Below are 13834 nucleotides of genomic sequence, written 5' to 3'. Positions count from 1 at the left end.
CGTCCGGACGCCGGACGGGTGCCGCGAGGTCGCGAGCGCGGGATCGCCGCGGGACCGCGGGACCGTCCGGACGACCGGCGCCGGCTCACGCTCCCGGCGGCTGCCCTCCGGCGCGCAACGCCGGGTTCTCCAGGGGCGGTTCGCCCAGCACATGCACCCGCCGCAGATGCCGCGGCGCCCGGCTCGTGAACGCCTCCCGGCCGTGCAGCAGCGTGTAGTTGTCGGCCACGACGAGATCGCCCGTACGCCACCGGTGGGTGTAGAGATGCTCCGGCGCACGCAGTGCACGCCGCAGCCCGTCGTGGAACTCGGCCGCCCGTCCCTCCGGTATGCCGGTGAACTCCAGATCGGGATGGTTGATGAACTCCTCGTCCACGGCGACGGGTTCGTTGTAGCGGATCACGGGCTCGCCCGTGTCCGGATGCGCCGTCACCACGGGCGAGACGGCGACGCTGTCGTAGAACTCCGTCGTACGGCGGTACGTCCCGCTCACCCGCTCCCACAACTCCCGTACGTCCGGGGGCGCGTCGCGCAGAACCGCCGACGTGTCGGAGAAGACGGTGCCACCGCCCTGCTCCTCGCCGGGCGCGCTCACACAGTGGAAGAGCTGGAACTCCGGGACCTGCGGCCGGTACATGCCGTCCCAGTGCAGCGGCACATACCGGTGGTCGAAGATGTGGTCGTCCGGCGCCTCGTGCTCGACGAGTTCGAGGACCGCGCCGAAGGGCCACATGCCGATGCCGCCCCAGCGTTCGCAGTACGAGGTCAGCTCCTCGGCGTCCGCGAAGGTCTCGAAGCCCCGCAGAAGCAGCAGATGGTGCGCGCGGGCGAGGCGGCGCAGCTCCTCCACCGGCAGATCCTGTACGCGCTGTCCCGGCGAGCGGGCCTCGACGAGCACGCCGAAGGACGCCAGCGGCGGGCGCCCGGAGATCTCAACCGCCCCTCCGGGCACGTCCGTTGGGTCCGATGCGGTCGGTGGCGGAGGAGGGGTTCCGGGTTGCCGGGTGCGGGAGGTCAATGTCATCACTCCTTCGGTGCGGGGCCGTTGGCGGCCCGTGCGGATGGGGTCGTACGGCGTGCGCCGTCCCGGTCCTCGTGAGCGGCGGTACGGGCCGGGCCGCGCAGTACGAAGTGGCTTGGCCTGCCGTCCCGTTCGACGACTTCGCCGCCCAGCGATTCGGCCTGGGTGCGCTTCATCAGCACCAGCCGTCCGCCGACGTCCACGGCGACGCCGTGCCAGGGCGTGAGCCACGAACCGGTCGCCTCGCCCAGCCGGATGCCGAACTTCTCCGAGGCGCACGGCTGCGGATGGATCGAGAGCCGTACGGCGCCCGGAAAACGCCCGGCGAGGAAGTCGCCCCACGCCTTGCTGCGCTGGATGACGACGTACGCCCGGTTGCGCGCGTCCCGTTGCAGCGCCGCCCGACTGCCCTTGTACGCGGGGGTGTTGCCGTCCTCGAAGAGAAAGCGGGTGATCGCCCGGTACAGGTGCAGCTCCTCGCCCCGGCGGACACGCTCGCGCAGCTCCTCCAGCGGCACCGCATGGCGTTCGGTGAGTACGGCGCGCATCTCCTCGTGCCGCAGCCCGGCGAACTCCGGTACGTCCTCCAGCGTGAAGAGCGACACGGCGCCCTGCGGCAGCGCGGCGACCATCGTCCGCAACTCCCGGTGGTACGCCGTGATGTCGTCGTCCGGAATGCCGACCGCGTCGCTGAAGACCCGTCCGTCGGAGCAGATCACCAGCTCCGCGCCGGGCGGATGGACCCGGCGTATCCGCCCGGCGAGATCGTCGAGGAAGCGCAGCGCCGACTCCTCGGCCAGATCCGGGAGCCGGCCCAGCACCTTGGCCCGGTTCGGCGACTTCCCGGGGAAGGCGGGCAGCACGAGCCGTACGGGACGTCCCTCGCGTACGAACGACTCGATCGGCGCGGCCTGCGCCGCCAGACAGCGGGGGCAGGGCAACTCCTCGCAGCGGCCCGGCAGTCGGCCGGGGCGTCCGGAGCCGGTAGCGCGCCGGCGTTCCAGCAGCAGCCCGGCGATCTGCCGGGCACGCTCTGCGGCACCGGCACCGGCACCGGCACCGGACGGGGGAGCGGCTGCGGGTCCAGCACCCGTGCCGGACACGGAAGTTGACGGTGCGCCGGATGGGGGACCGGACATGGAAGGGGATACGGAAGGGGATACGGAAGGGGCACGCGACGTGAGCATGCGGACGGCACCTCGCGGTGAAGTGGGGGGTGTGACGGGGGAGTTGGGCGCCGGGCGTGGTCGGCGCTCCGCGTCTCACGATGCCCGCCGGTTCCCGCTGACCGCTCATCCCGAGTCGGCATAGCATCGTGCGATGGACCTCGAAGTGCGCCACCTCCGAGTGATCAGGGCAGTGGCGGACGCGGGGAGCCTGACCAGGGCGGCCGCGGCACTCGGCCTGTCCCAGCCGTCCCTGACCGCGCAGGTGCAGCGCATCGAACGGATGCTGGGCGGACCGCTGTTCGTACGGCACCGGACCGGCGCGAGCCCCACCGCGCTGGGGGAGCTGGTCGTGGCGAAGGCACGGGAACTGCTGCCGCAGCTCGACTCGGTCCAGCGTGAGGTGCTGTCCCATCTCGGCTTCTCCGACGGCCGGTTGGCGCTGCGTTACGCCGCCAACCCCGGACCTTTGATGGTGCGCCTGCTGGAACCGCTGCGGGCGCTCTTCCCGGGCGCCGAGGCGAAGTTGCGCACCGAGGCGGACGTCGCGACCGCCCTCGACCTCGTCGCCGCGCGGCAACAGGACCTGGGCGCGCTCGTGGAGTACGAGGGCAACCCGCGGGCTCCGCGCCGCGAGGTCGAGCAGCACGCTGTGGCCGTCGAGCCCGCGTTCGTCCTGCTCCCCGAGGACCATCCAATGGCACGGCGCACGGCCCTTCGCCTGCACGAACTGGCCGACGAGGTCTGGGTGTTACCCCCGAGCCAGGGCAGCGGACTGCACGACGTCTTCACCGCCGCGTGCACGGACGCGGGCTTCACCGCCGTCGTCCAGCACGAGGCCGAGGCGGCGGGCGCCCGCGAACTCATCGTCGCCGGCGCGGCGATCGGCCTCGGCCAGGCCACCTTCCGCAGCACACCGGGCATCGCACCGCGCCCCCTGCGCAGCACCCCGCTGCGGCTGCGGCACTCCCTGGTGTGGCACCGGGAGAGCGCCCTGGCCGCGTACGGTCCGGCGCTGCTGGAACACGCGGAACGGGCCTACGCGGAGGCCATCGGCAACAACCCCCAGTACGAGGCGTGGTTGACGGACCACGGCAGGCAGGGGCCCCGGCACCGGGTTCCCGCCGAGCACTGAGCGCCGCGCGTGGGGCGGTGACCCGTCCGTACGCGCCGCCCGGCTCAGCCGAAGTCGTCCGCGACGGCGGTGGCGGTGCCGCGCCGGCACACGGTCGCCACATCGACGACCAGCAGCTCCTGCTCGGCGTCGGAGGTGAGCGAGCAGGTGTAGCCCTGGGCGCTGACGGTGTCGCCGGGGCAACTGAAGACGGCGTGGCCCTCCGCCACGGCCTCCTCCGTCCAGCCGTGCCCGATCAGTTGGGCGCGAGCGGCGGCGAGCATCTCCTGAAGGGTCCCCGGCGGAAGCTGCGACATCTCCCAGTGGTGACGCACGGTGCACCCGGAGGTCAGCCCCTTGGCGCGGCAGCCCGGACACGCCACGGAGGCCAGCTCCCCGGCCTCCTCGCGCAGCGGACCGCGCAACCCGACCGCGTCCAGGACGAGACTGGAACGCTGATGGACGGCCTCGGCCAACTCCGGTTCCACGGGCTCGGGTTCGGCCTCCGCGTGCGCGCCCGGCCCCTGCCCGCCGGTCGTCTCGTCGGCCTTCTCACCGGTCGCGTCGCCGGGGCCGCGCTGGGCGGGGATCCCCGCAATCCGCTCCAACTCCCGCCGCTCGGCCAGCTCTTCGTCGGTCGCCCAGTCCAGGGTGCCGAGGACGGCGTCGAACATGTCGGTGTACATCTCCCAGGCGCCGGGCGAGGGCGAGTTGAGCTCGAAGACGAGCGTCTCGCCCTGTCCGGGCAGCGGCACGTACGCCTGGACGATGCCCTGCGGGAGAAGCTGCTCCTGCCCGTCGGGGGCCAGTTCGGGCGGGACGGTGACCTCCAGCCCGCCGGTGCGGGTGACCGCCGGGGTGCCGTCCAGCGGCAGCGCCACCGTACGGACCTCGTCGTCCGGGTAACGCCGCCTCAACAGCGCCTCGGTGGCCTCGGCCGCCGCCTCGACGCTCTCCCCGAGCGAGGGAACGCGGTCGACGAGAACGCTGGCCATGGTCGGCTCGCCCTCGTGCTCCACGAAGCACATTCCGGCGTACTCGGCACCGGCCTGGATGAGCTGCCCCGTCTGCCGCAGCATCATCTGGGCGAAGAAGTGCTGCTCGTCGGTGCTGCGGTCGGCGAGCAGCCGCATGGCCAACTCGACGATGCGGTCGGCGAGTTCGTCGGGATCGGCGGCGTCCACGGGAAGCGGATGGAAGAACGCCGGCATGAGCCAGCCGACATGCAGTTCGGGCTTGTCCGGCTTGCTTCCCGTTACGGGATCGGTCACTTGCTGGGCTCCGGCTCGGGGTAGTTCGCGTTGGGCGGGATCGGGTCCTGCTTGGTGAGGGTGTGGGGGAAGACGTCGGTGAACGCGGGTCGGCCCTCGACCGGTGCCGTGTGGAGGGTCATCCAACTGCCGTCGGTGAAGCCGTACTGGATCTTCGGCAGGGGCCTCTTGGCGGAGATGTTGCGCGTCCACTCGAGCAGCCTGCGGTCGCAGCGCCAGCCGATGTCGACGGCGTTGGCGAAGCGCTTCTTCCGATAGGTGTCGGGCACGTGCAACAGCAGGAGCTCGTCGGACGTGACGCACAGAAGGCTCATGACACGGGTCTTGGAGCGCGGCAGCGAGGCGACCAGAAGCTGGGCCGCCGTGCTGTCCGCCGGACCGTAGTAGCGGCTCGACTCCTCAATGGCGACGTCCTGCGGCTTGTTGGACTTCCGTACCAACTTGGCCCGCTCGCTGGCGCCGATGTTCTCGTTCGAGAACTGGATCTTGCGGTCCGGCACGTCGAACGAGACGATCCTGAGGGCGACGACGAGAATCTTCCGCAGCGGGGCCCAGGCGACCTCCGGGCCGGTCAGTACCCACGGCCGTTGCCTCCAGGGGGTGTCGCGCGAGTTCCCCATCCCCATCACAGGACGGTCCACGCGGAACAGACCCGTCGGCTCGCGACCGCCCGTCGCCTTGAGCGCCGCCTCCCACAGCTTCTCCGGCCGGCTCTTCTCCTCTGGCATGGTGACTGCCCCTCGATGTGCTGACGTCAGGCGCGGATGCCCGGTGCCGACCGGTACCGCAGCCTCGTGTCTCTTCTCACTTGGTGGCCGCGTTCGTCGAACCGTAGGCGAACGAACCGGACTTGACGGTGAGCTGGGAATACTGGTTCATCTTGGTGACCTGAGCCGGACTCAGCGTCTTTCCGAAGCTCTGCGCGACCCTCTTCCCCGCGGGCTGGATCAGATATCTCTGCGTCAACGGCGAGTGCAGACCGGTCTCGACGGACTTGGCGGCCGAGGAGAGCTTGGCCCCCTTCGCCGCCGTCGCCAGTGCGGCCGCGCCCTTTCCGCCGGGGATGACCCCGAGGGCGTCCAGCCCCATCTTCGCCCAGCCGCCCTTCTGCCCCCGCATGCCCTGAACGGCATGGCCGACCATCGCACCTGCCGCGAACGCGCCCGCGGCGACGCCCAGTACGGCACCCGCCGCCGTGCCGATGCCCGGAATCACCTGACAGGCCAGAGCCGCGGCGCCGAGGCCCGAGGAGATCGTGGAGAGCAGATCGGCGTTCTCCGCGAGCCAGTCGCCCGCGTCGCGGGCGATCTCCTTGATGCCGTCGCTGAGCCGCTCGAAGAAGCCGAAGTCCGGCGGGTGGTTCTCCGAGGCCTTGATGATGGCCGCCTCGGCCTCCTGCGCCTTGTCGTTCCACTTGCCGTAGATCTCTTCGGCCTCGCGGATCAGCTTCTCCAACTTGTGCTGTGCCTGGTCCACTTCGGCGCGCTGCCGGTTCAGCTTCTTGGTGAGCGCGTCGGCCTCGTCGGCGGGCATCGGGCCGAGCGCCCTGACCCGGTCGGTCTCGGTGTTGTACGAGTGCGTGAGCCGGTCGGACTCGCGCCGCGCGGTGACCGCCTCGGACTCCAGGTTGTGCGCCGTGCGCTGGAACGCGGAGAGCTGACCGTGCCAGGAGCGCAGCGCCTTCGCGCAGGCGCCCATGGAATCGGTGCCCTGCTTGAGGTACTTGGGTAGTTTCCCGAGCTTCTGCGAGAACCGCTCGGCCGCCTCGCCCCGCCAGACGCCGTCCTTCTTCCCGATGGACGTCAGCATGTCCTCGAGTTCGCCCAGTTCTGTGCTGACGGCCTTCACGTCGGAGGCCAGGTTGTCGATGGCCTCCAGGTCGCCCTTGGCGGGGTTGAACCCCAGGCCGGGCCAGGCGTCGTCGCCCTGGATGAAGATGCTGCGATAGGACACGCGGCGTTCCCCCTCGTCGCTTCCCGCTCGTTACTTCGCGCCGAATCCCTCGGCGGTCTTCTTCTCGCCGGCCTTGTAGGCGTCCACCGTCGTCTTCAGGCGGTCCTTGATGTCCTTCGCCGCGTCCTCGATGCGCTTGATGCCGTCGTCCCACTCGTCCTGGAAGGTGTCGCAGGCGTTGTCCAGCCCGTTCGTCCCCAGCGTCTTCGGGCCGACGTTGTTGAGCCGCTTCCGCGCCTGCTGCATGCGTTCGTCGCACTCGCCGAGCCGTTCCACGATGCGTTCGGTCGCGGCGATGTCGATCTGAAACCCCGTGCTCATGCCTCTCCCCGTCGTACCGGCAACCGAGATCAACTACACAGTCGCGCGATACGAGCCGTCAACTTACTTAAAGTGCGAAGCACTTGAGGGTTTCGTGAACAGTACTCAGGGACGTGAGCAGTGAGGACGTGGCGTGAGCGGAGCGTCCGGCGGCGAGGGCGTACGGGGGCTGGTAGCACCGCGCTCCCCGTACGCCACAGCACGCACCCCCGGTCGCCGGAGCGGTCGGGGGTGCGGGGAGCCTGAGCCCATCAGGCGGTCGGGGCAGGGCAGTTGACGCTTGGGCCGGTGCCGCCGCGCGCGCTCGCGTGCGCGGCATGCCGGGTCAGGCCGAGGGTGCGCTCTCCTTCGCGTCCTCGGCGGTGTCCGCGGGGCCGCCGGACGTCCCCGTCCGCCCCTCCTCGCGCTCGCGGGCCAGGTTGCGCCGGTGCTCGCGGATCGAGTAGGTGAGCGCCGCGGCCCACACCGCGTACAGCACCACGTACACCGCCGTGGCGAGGGCGCCGCCCGCGCCGACCCAGTCGCTGTTGAGCAGGGTGCGGGTGTTGGTGATGACGATGATGCCGCCGACGGCCGAGCCGAGGACGCGCGGCGGTACGTGCCGTACGAGCCAGGCCGCGATCGGCGCCGCGATCACACCGCCCACCAGGAGCGCGCCCGCCCACGCCAGGTCGATCCCCTGGTGTCCGAGCCCGGCGAGGAAGCCGATGCTCGCGGCGACGGTGACGAGGAACTCGGCGGTGTCGATGGAGCCGATCACCTTGCGCGGTTCCAGCCGTCCGCTGGCGAGGATCGCCGGAGTGCCGACGGGACCCCAGCCGCCTCCGCCCGTCGCGTCGACGAACCCGGCGACCAGACCCAGTGGGCTGAGGAACCGATTCCGCAGCGGCTTGCCGAGGTTGCGCGAGGAGAAGCCGACGAAGGTGAAGCGGCCCAGGAGATAGACGCCGAGGGCGAGCAGGATCAGGGACATCGCGGGCTCGGCGACGGCGGTGGAGAGGCTTGAGAGGACGGTCGCACCGGCGAACGCGCCCACGGCGCCCGGGATTCCGACCTTGGCCACCACGCGCCAGTCGACGTTGCCGAAGCGCCAGTGCGAGGCGCCCGAGACGAGTGTCGTGCCGATCTCGGCGAGATGGACGGTGGCCGAGGCCGCCGCGGGATTGGTGCCCACCGCGAGCAGCAGCGTCGTCGACGTGACGCCGTAGGCCATTCCCAGACTGCCGTCCACCAGTTGGGCACCCAGGCCCGCCAGTGCCAACAGGATGAGCGTACGCATGCTGCCCCGATCTGGATCCCTAGTATTCCTATCGCTTTGATAGGGAAATCTGCCGGAGTGCGCGAGGGCAGGTCAACCTCGTCTCGTCACGTGGACACGATCACTCGCCACCTGGACGAGCGGGATGCGGGACGCTCAGGGAAGGCTCAGGGATTCGTCCACGATTCGGGCGCGTCCGCGAGCCGGTAGACGCGCTCGGGAAGTTCGGAACGGGCCACGTCGGCGAGCGTGACCTCGCCGAGGATCGCGCGGACGTTGGCGCGTACGGCGATCCACAACGGAAGCAGCGATTCGGCGGGCCCGGTGTAGGTCAGCGCGGGCGGGCGCTCGCCGCGTACGGATACCAGCGGACCGTCCACGATGCGGATGACGTCGGCGACGGTGATCGTCTCGGCCGGTGCGCCCAGCTTGTAGCCGCCCTGTCCGCCGCGCCGGCTGACGACGAGGCCGCCGCGGCGCATGTCGTTGAGGATGCCCTCCAGGAACTTCCGCGGGACGCCCTGCGCCTCCGCGATCGTCTCGGCCTTGACCGGGCAGTCGTCGCCCGCGGCCGCCAGTTCCAGCGCGGCACGTACCGCGTAGTCCGCTCTCGCCGAGATCCGCATGACGGCATTGTCCTGCACCCGGGAGCACCTCCGTCCCGGGCGGGTACGCAGTCGATGTACTACCGGGCTGCGCGGAACGGTCCTGCGTCGGTGCTCAGTCGCGCGGTGCCACGAAGAGGCTCTGCACGCCCCGGCCGATCGGCCCCTGCTCGTCGTGGATCCCGGTCTCGCTCATGCCGATCCCGGCGCCGTCGACGCTCGTACGGGCGTCGATGCAGACCCACTCGCCCGCCGGGTGCCGGTGCAGATGCACCGTGAGGTCCGGGTTGACGAAGACGTGCCGGGAGAAGTCCAGCACGTTGCTGACGCCGTTGCCGGAGTCGGCCGCGACCAGGACACGGTCCAGCGGCGCCGTCTTCTCGCCGTCCACCAGCGGCACCCGCATCCGCAGCCAGCAGGTGGCCGGCCCGCGTCCGAGGAACGACCCGTGGGCGAAGCGGGCCTCCATGGCCGTGTGGTAGCCGACGTCCCACGGCACGGGGAAGAACGGTTCCGTCCGCGCGCTCTGCGGACCGGGCACCTCCGGGCCGTGCGTCTCCTGCGGCACCGAGCCGGGCTGCGTACGGATGCGCAGGGCGCGCGCCCGCATGACCTCCGCGCCGCCGTCCGGCGTCAGGGACGCCTCGACCAGCTCCACGCTGCGGCCCTCGCGCAGCACCCGCGTGGCCACCGTCAGCGGTGCGAGCGGCACCGGCTTGGTGATCTCGAAGGTGATACGGGCCAGCCGCATGTCCTCGCGCGCGCCGTGGCGCGTCTGCACCGTGCGCCCGAGGAGGGCGGCGGGCGGCCCGGCGTGCTGGCTGTCGGCGGACCACGGGCCGCGGGTGTACTCGGCCGGTACGTACCGGTCCTCCGCCACCCGCTCGAAGAAGGCTTCCGCGGAACTGGTCTGTGCTGTCACGGCTGTTCTCCTGCCCGGTGCATGGTCCCCCGAGGCTACTGGCAGGTATCGGGGGTGTCATCAGCGCCGCCGGAGATCGAGTTGGAGATGACGCCAGGTTCATCTGTAGGTTGGCGCGCATGGCATCCACCGTGTCCGACGACTGGGACGGATCGCCGCTGCCGTCGATGGTGAACCCGGCCCTGCTGCGCGAGTCGCCCGCCACCGAGCGCGGCGCCCGCAGGCGTTCGGAGCTGATAGCGGCCGCGCGCAAGGTCTTCGAGCGCTCGGGATACCTGGACGCACGCCTCACGGACATCACCAAGGAGGCCAAGTGCTCGACGGGCTCCTTCTACACGTACTTCAAGAACAAGGAAGAGATCTTCGCCGCCGTCCTCGAAGCCGCCCAGCAGGAGATGCTGCACCCCGGCATGGACCGGGTGCCGGACGACGACGATCCGTACGCCGTCCTGGAGGCGAGCAACCGGGCCTATCTGGCGGCGTACCGGCGCAACGCGAAGCTGATGGCGCTGCTGGAGCAGGTCGCCCACGTCGACCCCACCTTCCAGGAGCTGCGCCGGCGGCGCGCGGAGGCGTTCGTCCACCGCAACGCCCGCGGCATCGCGGACTTGCAGAAGCGCGGCCACGCCGACCCCGAACTGGACCCGATGCTGGCCTCGCGTGCGCTGTCGGGCATGGTCAGCCGGATGGCCTTCGGTCTCTTCGCGCGGTCGGGGGCCGGGCACGAGACGGTCGACTTCGAGCAGGTCGTCTTCACGGTGACGCGGATCTGGGCCAACGGGCTCAGGTTCCCCGGACACGGCTGACGGTCGCGGGGCCCGGTGCCACCTCGGCGGTCCGGCCGCCGAACGCGCCGCCTCCGTACGGGAGTTGAGCGGCCCGGCGCCGCTCCTGTCGGCTTCGCGCCGGCTCCGTCCGTACCGCCGAGCGCCCCAACTCCCCACCTGCACAGGCGGCTTCGTCCCAATGGTTGACACTGCAACGGCCTTCGCTCAAGCTTCGCCCCGGAGTTGAACCTGACGTCACTTTACGGGGGCCCGTCCGCAGTACACCGCCTCGAAGGAGCGCCCCATGACGGAAACGGCCGAACCGGGCGAGGACGCGACCCCGGAGCACCAGTCCGGAACCCAGCCCCGTGACCACCGCAAGCTGCTCGCCGCCGGACTCATCGGCAGCTCCATCGAGTGGTACGACTTCTTCCTCTACGGCACCGCGGCGGCCCTGGTCTTCCCGCACGTCTTCTTCCCGTCCAGCTCGGCGCTCACCGGCACCCTGCTCTCCTTCAGCACCTTCTGGGCGGGCTTCATCGCTCGTCCGCTGGGCGGCGTCCTCGCCGGGCACTTCGGCGACCGCCACGGCCGCAAGCCCATGGTCGTCGCATGTCTGCTGGGGATGGGCGCCGCGACGTTCCTCATCGGATGTCTGCCCTCGGCGGGGACGATCGGGGTCCTCGCGCCCGTCCTGCTCGTCGTGCTGCGCTTCGTCCAGGGCCTGGCCTGCGGCGGGCAGTGGGGCGGCATCGTGCTGCTGCTGACGGAGTCGACGAGCCCCAAACGCCGGGGATTCGCGGGCACGTTCGGGCAGATGGGCGTGCCGTTCGGCGTCATCCTCGGGAACGTGGCGTTCCTGGCGGCGACCGCCGCCATGCCGGAGGCCGCGTTCATGAGCTGGGGCTGGCGGATCCCGTTCTTCTTCTCCGCGGTGCTCTTCCCGGTGGTGCTCTACATCCAGACCAGGGTCGAGGACAGCCCGGAGTTCCGCGCGCTGCAGAAGGCGTCACAGAGCAGGCAGCAGAAGGTGGTGCGGGCTCCGCTCGGCGAGGCCGTGCGCAACGACTGGCGCAAGATCCTTCTCGCCTGCGGCACTCTCGCCGCCACCAACTGCCTCTTCTACATCAGCATCGCCGGCGTCCTCAGCTACGCGACCGAGGAACTGCACATGAGCCACGAGTCGTTGCTCGCGGTCTCGCTGCTCAGCTCGCTGATCGGCGCGGCGGCGATCCTGTGGTCCGGCGCCCTCTCGGACCGGGTGGGCCGCCGTCCGATGATCCTCATCGGCGCCGCGCTGCTCGTCGTCTGGGCGTTCCCGTACTTCTGGCTCGTCGACACGAGGAGCCTGCTGCTGTTCTTCGTCGCGCTGGCGGTGGGCGGCGTCTTCCAGTCGATGACGTACGGGCCGCTCGCCGCGTTCATCGGGGAGACGTTCGCGCCGCGGGTGCGCTTCTCGGGCGCCTCGCTCGCCTACCAGCTCGCGGCGATCACCGTCAGCGGCGGCACGCCGCTCGCGATGACCGCGCTCATCGCCGAGACGGGCTCCACCACGGCGGTGTCCGTCTTCGTGGCGCTGATGGGGCTGGTCACCTTCTGCTGTACGTGGGCGCTGCGGGAGACCAACCCGGCCGAGGTACGCGACGATCCGGCGGGCGTACCCGGCGAGTTGCTGCACTCGTGAAGGACGCCGGACCGGGGTTCTCCGGTACGGGCAGCGCCAACGCGCCGCCCTAGGCGTCCCGTTCGGAGGTATCCGGCGAACCGGCGCCGTCCGCGGGGAGGTTGGCGAGCCGGACCTCTCCGCGGGCGATGTCGCGGCCCGTGTCGTCCGTGACCTTCACCAGCCACAGTTGCTGGGTGCGTCCGCGGTGGATCGGGGTGGCGGTCGCGGTGACCGTGCCGGAGCCGATGGCGCGCAGGAAGTTGGTGTGGTTGGCCACGCCGACGACATGGCCGCGCTCGCCGTACCAGAGCGCCGCGCCGAGACTCGCGGCCGACTCCACCAGCGAGCAGTACACGCCGCCGTGGACGATGCCGTACGGCTGGAGGAGTTCGGGGGTGATCTCACAGGTGACGACGGTCCGTTCGGCCGTCATCTCGGGGTAGTCCATCCCCACGGTCTTGTCGAAGCCCGTCCCGAACCCGGACTCGTTCATGTGCTCTCCTCCTGGTCGAGGGCCTTCTGCCGGCGGTCCGCCGTAGGCCGCCCCATCATTACAGGCCGGTGGCGGCGGGCGTCCGGACGGTACGGAGCGGGACGCCGCGTCCGGGGCCTGGCGCCGGGCCGAACGGGCCGAACCGGCCCTGGGCGAGGGCACGTTGGCGCGCGCCGGGCGTGCGCCCGAACCGTCATGCACCGTGACCGTGAGGCGTCTCCAGCGTGTGGGAGCGGTCGATCAGTTCCGTCATGGCCCGCTGGAAGTAGCGGCGCCGCTCGGCGCTCCAGTCGGCGGTCAACTGCGCGAAGACCTGTTCCTGCCAGCGGTGCGCCTGCGTCAGCAGGGACCGGCCCGCAGCGGTGAGCGACGCTTCCCGTCGGCGTCCGTCCGCCCGGGACGGTGCCATGACCAGATACCCCTCCTCGGCCGCGCACTTGATCAGCCGCGACGCTCCGCTCTGGTCGATGCCGATCTCGTGGGCCACCGCGTTGACGGTCGCGGTGGCCCCGCGCTCCGCGAGGGAGTGGACCGCCTCGGTGACGAGTACGAGACGTCCCCGCTCGGCCGTACCGGCCCCGCCGTCCGGCGACCGGCGCGACCAGTGCCGTACGAAGGCGAACAAGACCTGGCCCGGTCCCGGTGCGCTCATGCGGTGGCCGCCATCTCCCGGCAGATATAGGCCAGTTCGAGGGCCGACCTCAGATCGGGCAGCCGGAGCGCGGCGGTGATCTTCCCGTCCGACTCCCGGAAGACCGTCGCCACCCGGGTCGGTCCCTTGCTCCCGGGCCAGGTGGCGTCCTCCTCCACGACCATGAGGTGATCACCGACGGGATGCCAGGAGCGGGGGACCAGCGTGATCCCGGAGCGCTCCACCCAGTCGGCGAACTGCTCGGGCGTGATCGGGCCCGCGCCCTTCGGGCCCAGCACGACGACCGGATCCCCGACCGCTCTCGCGGACCTGCGGAGGTCGCCGTCGTTCACGCTCGCGTGCCACTCGCCGACCGCGGTCTCAAGGCTTGGCTGCATGAGACACAGTCTATGCGATTCGCATAGACCTCTACCCGTGGATCGCTATCCGTGGATCTGCGCCCGTGGATCTGCGTCCGCTCAGCGCGCGACGGCTTCCCGTTCCTCCGTGCCGCTGTCCGGCGAACCGGTGCGGCCCTCGCCCTCCTCGCGGCCCTCGCCACGGTCCTGCTCCCGCGCGGCCGTGCGCCGCCCGCGCCGCAGGACGAGCACCGCCGCGACGGCCAGCAGCACCGCGAACGCGCCCG

The 13834-nt window shown here is 71.0% G+C and carries 15 protein-coding genes; 3 read left to right on the top strand and 12 right to left on the bottom strand.

Translation table 11 applies throughout. From position 1 onward, the window contains the following. Positions 1-85 precede the first annotated feature (85 nt). Together AN218_RS20555 and AN218_RS20550 are read right to left on the bottom strand one after the other, a co-directional pair. On the bottom strand, positions 86-952 hold the full coding sequence (locus AN218_RS20555) for a TauD/TfdA dioxygenase family protein (protein ID WP_216311786.1): 867 nt from the start codon (positions 950-952) through the stop codon (positions 86-88). Positions 953-1023: 71 nt separating this feature from the next. Next, a complete protein-coding gene (locus tag AN218_RS20550) occupies positions 1024-2124 on the bottom strand; it encodes an L-tyrosine/L-tryptophan isonitrile synthase family protein (protein WP_141747637.1) in 1101 nt (366 codons plus the stop codon). A 217-nt stretch (positions 2125-2341) separates the two neighbouring features. Here AN218_RS20550 and AN218_RS20545 point away from each other — a divergent pair, with 217 nt between their 5' ends. Beyond that, a complete protein-coding gene (locus AN218_RS20545) occupies positions 2342-3322 on the top strand; it encodes a LysR family transcriptional regulator (RefSeq protein WP_070018367.1) in 981 nt (326 codons plus the stop codon). A gap of 44 nt (positions 3323-3366) precedes the next feature. On the opposite strand, the gene AN218_RS20540 is transcribed toward AN218_RS20545, so the two are convergent. The 7 genes from AN218_RS20540 to AN218_RS20510 form a co-directional block, all read right to left on the bottom strand. Then, a complete protein-coding gene (locus AN218_RS20540) occupies positions 3367-4572 on the bottom strand; it encodes a hypothetical protein (RefSeq protein WP_070018366.1) in 1206 nt (401 codons plus the stop codon). Further along, entirely contained in the window at positions 4569-5300 is a 732-nt protein-coding gene (locus tag AN218_RS20535; protein ID WP_070018365.1) for a hypothetical protein, read from the bottom strand. Before AN218_RS20535 ends, AN218_RS20540 begins: the two co-directional genes overlap by 4 nt. Positions 5301-5376: 76 nt before the next feature. Then, entirely contained in the window at positions 5377-6525 is a 1149-nt protein-coding gene (locus tag AN218_RS20530) for a WXG100 family type VII secretion target (RefSeq protein ID WP_070018364.1), read from the bottom strand. A gap of 30 nt (positions 6526-6555) precedes the next feature. Then, complete coding sequence (locus AN218_RS20525) at positions 6556-6846, bottom strand: hypothetical protein (protein WP_070018363.1); 291 nt, start codon at positions 6844-6846, stop codon at positions 6556-6558. A gap of 325 nt (positions 6847-7171) precedes the next feature. Then, positions 7172-8125, bottom strand: coding sequence for a sulfite exporter TauE/SafE family protein (locus AN218_RS20520; RefSeq protein ID WP_070018362.1), 954 nt, complete (start codon positions 8123-8125; stop codon positions 7172-7174). Between the two features lie 146 nt (positions 8126-8271). Continuing rightward, entirely contained in the window at positions 8272-8730 is a 459-nt protein-coding gene (locus AN218_RS20515) for an RrF2 family transcriptional regulator (protein WP_070018369.1), read from the bottom strand. Between the two features lie 94 nt (positions 8731-8824). Then, on the bottom strand, positions 8825-9631 hold the full coding sequence (locus AN218_RS20510) for a thioesterase family protein (RefSeq protein ID WP_070018361.1): 807 nt from the start codon (positions 9629-9631) through the stop codon (positions 8825-8827). A 119-nt stretch (positions 9632-9750) separates the two neighbouring features. Between AN218_RS20510 and AN218_RS20505 the strand changes: the two genes are divergently transcribed. Both AN218_RS20505 and AN218_RS20500 read left to right on the top strand, forming a co-directional pair. Continuing rightward, positions 9751-10437 carry a TetR/AcrR family transcriptional regulator gene (locus AN218_RS20505; RefSeq protein ID WP_070018360.1) on the top strand — a complete coding sequence of 229 codons (687 nt, stop codon included), beginning with the start codon at positions 9751-9753 and terminating at the stop codon, positions 10435-10437. Between the two features lie 265 nt (positions 10438-10702). Then, positions 10703-12082 carry an MFS transporter gene (locus tag AN218_RS20500; protein ID WP_070018359.1) on the top strand — a complete coding sequence of 460 codons (1380 nt, stop codon included), beginning with the start codon at positions 10703-10705 and terminating at the stop codon, positions 12080-12082. Between the two features lie 49 nt (positions 12083-12131). Here AN218_RS20500 and AN218_RS20495 read toward each other — a convergent pair whose 3' ends face one another. The 3 genes from AN218_RS20495 to AN218_RS20485 form a co-directional block, all read right to left on the bottom strand. Beyond that, a complete protein-coding gene (locus AN218_RS20495) occupies positions 12132-12557 on the bottom strand; it encodes a PaaI family thioesterase (protein WP_070018358.1) in 426 nt (141 codons plus the stop codon). Positions 12558-12750: 193 nt separating this feature from the next. Next, positions 12751-13209, bottom strand: a complete 459-nt coding sequence (locus AN218_RS20490; RefSeq protein WP_070018357.1) for a MarR family winged helix-turn-helix transcriptional regulator — start codon at positions 13207-13209, stop codon at positions 12751-12753. Next, the gene (locus AN218_RS20485; protein WP_070018356.1) at positions 13206-13586 is read right to left on the bottom strand and encodes a hypothetical protein; all 381 of its coding nucleotides are present in this window, start codon (positions 13584-13586) and stop codon (positions 13206-13208) included. The genes AN218_RS20490 and AN218_RS20485 overlap by 4 nt, the downstream gene beginning before the upstream one ends. Positions 13587-13834 lie beyond the last annotated feature (248 nt).

The sequence above is a fragment of the Streptomyces nanshensis genome (assembly GCF_001751255.1).
Taxonomy (GTDB): domain Bacteria; phylum Actinomycetota; class Actinomycetes; order Streptomycetales; family Streptomycetaceae; genus Streptomyces; species Streptomyces nanshensis_A.
Note: the sequence above shows the minus strand (reverse complement) of the source record. Positions and strands in the feature narration are given on the sequence as shown.

What these genes read in the sequence shown, in the direction of transcription:
- AN218_RS20485 (WP_070018356.1), bottom strand. Translation starts at nt 13,586, where the DNA reads ATGCAGCCAAGCCTTGAGACCGCGGTCGGCGAGTGGCACGCGAGCGTG.
- AN218_RS20505 (WP_070018360.1), top strand. Translation starts at nt 9,751, where the DNA reads ATGGCATCCACCGTGTCCGACGACTGGGACGGATCGCCGCTGCCGTCG.
- AN218_RS20520 (WP_070018362.1), bottom strand. Translation starts at nt 8,125, where the DNA reads ATGCGTACGCTCATCCTGTTGGCACTGGCGGGCCTGGGTGCCCAACTG.
- AN218_RS20515 (WP_070018369.1), bottom strand. Translation starts at nt 8,730, where the DNA reads ATGCGGATCTCGGCGAGAGCGGACTACGCGGTACGTGCCGCGCTGGAA.
- AN218_RS20525 (WP_070018363.1), bottom strand. Translation starts at nt 6,846, where the DNA reads ATGAGCACGGGGTTTCAGATCGACATCGCCGCGACCGAACGCATCGTG.
- AN218_RS20490 (WP_070018357.1), bottom strand. Translation starts at nt 13,209, where the DNA reads ATGAGCGCACCGGGACCGGGCCAGGTCTTGTTCGCCTTCGTACGGCAC.
- AN218_RS20535 (WP_070018365.1), bottom strand. Translation starts at nt 5,300, where the DNA reads ATGCCAGAGGAGAAGAGCCGGCCGGAGAAGCTGTGGGAGGCGGCGCTC.
- AN218_RS20545 (WP_070018367.1), top strand. Translation starts at nt 2,342, where the DNA reads ATGGACCTCGAAGTGCGCCACCTCCGAGTGATCAGGGCAGTGGCGGAC.
- AN218_RS20500 (WP_070018359.1), top strand. Translation starts at nt 10,703, where the DNA reads ATGACGGAAACGGCCGAACCGGGCGAGGACGCGACCCCGGAGCACCAG.
- AN218_RS20495 (WP_070018358.1), bottom strand. Translation starts at nt 12,557, where the DNA reads ATGAACGAGTCCGGGTTCGGGACGGGCTTCGACAAGACCGTGGGGATG.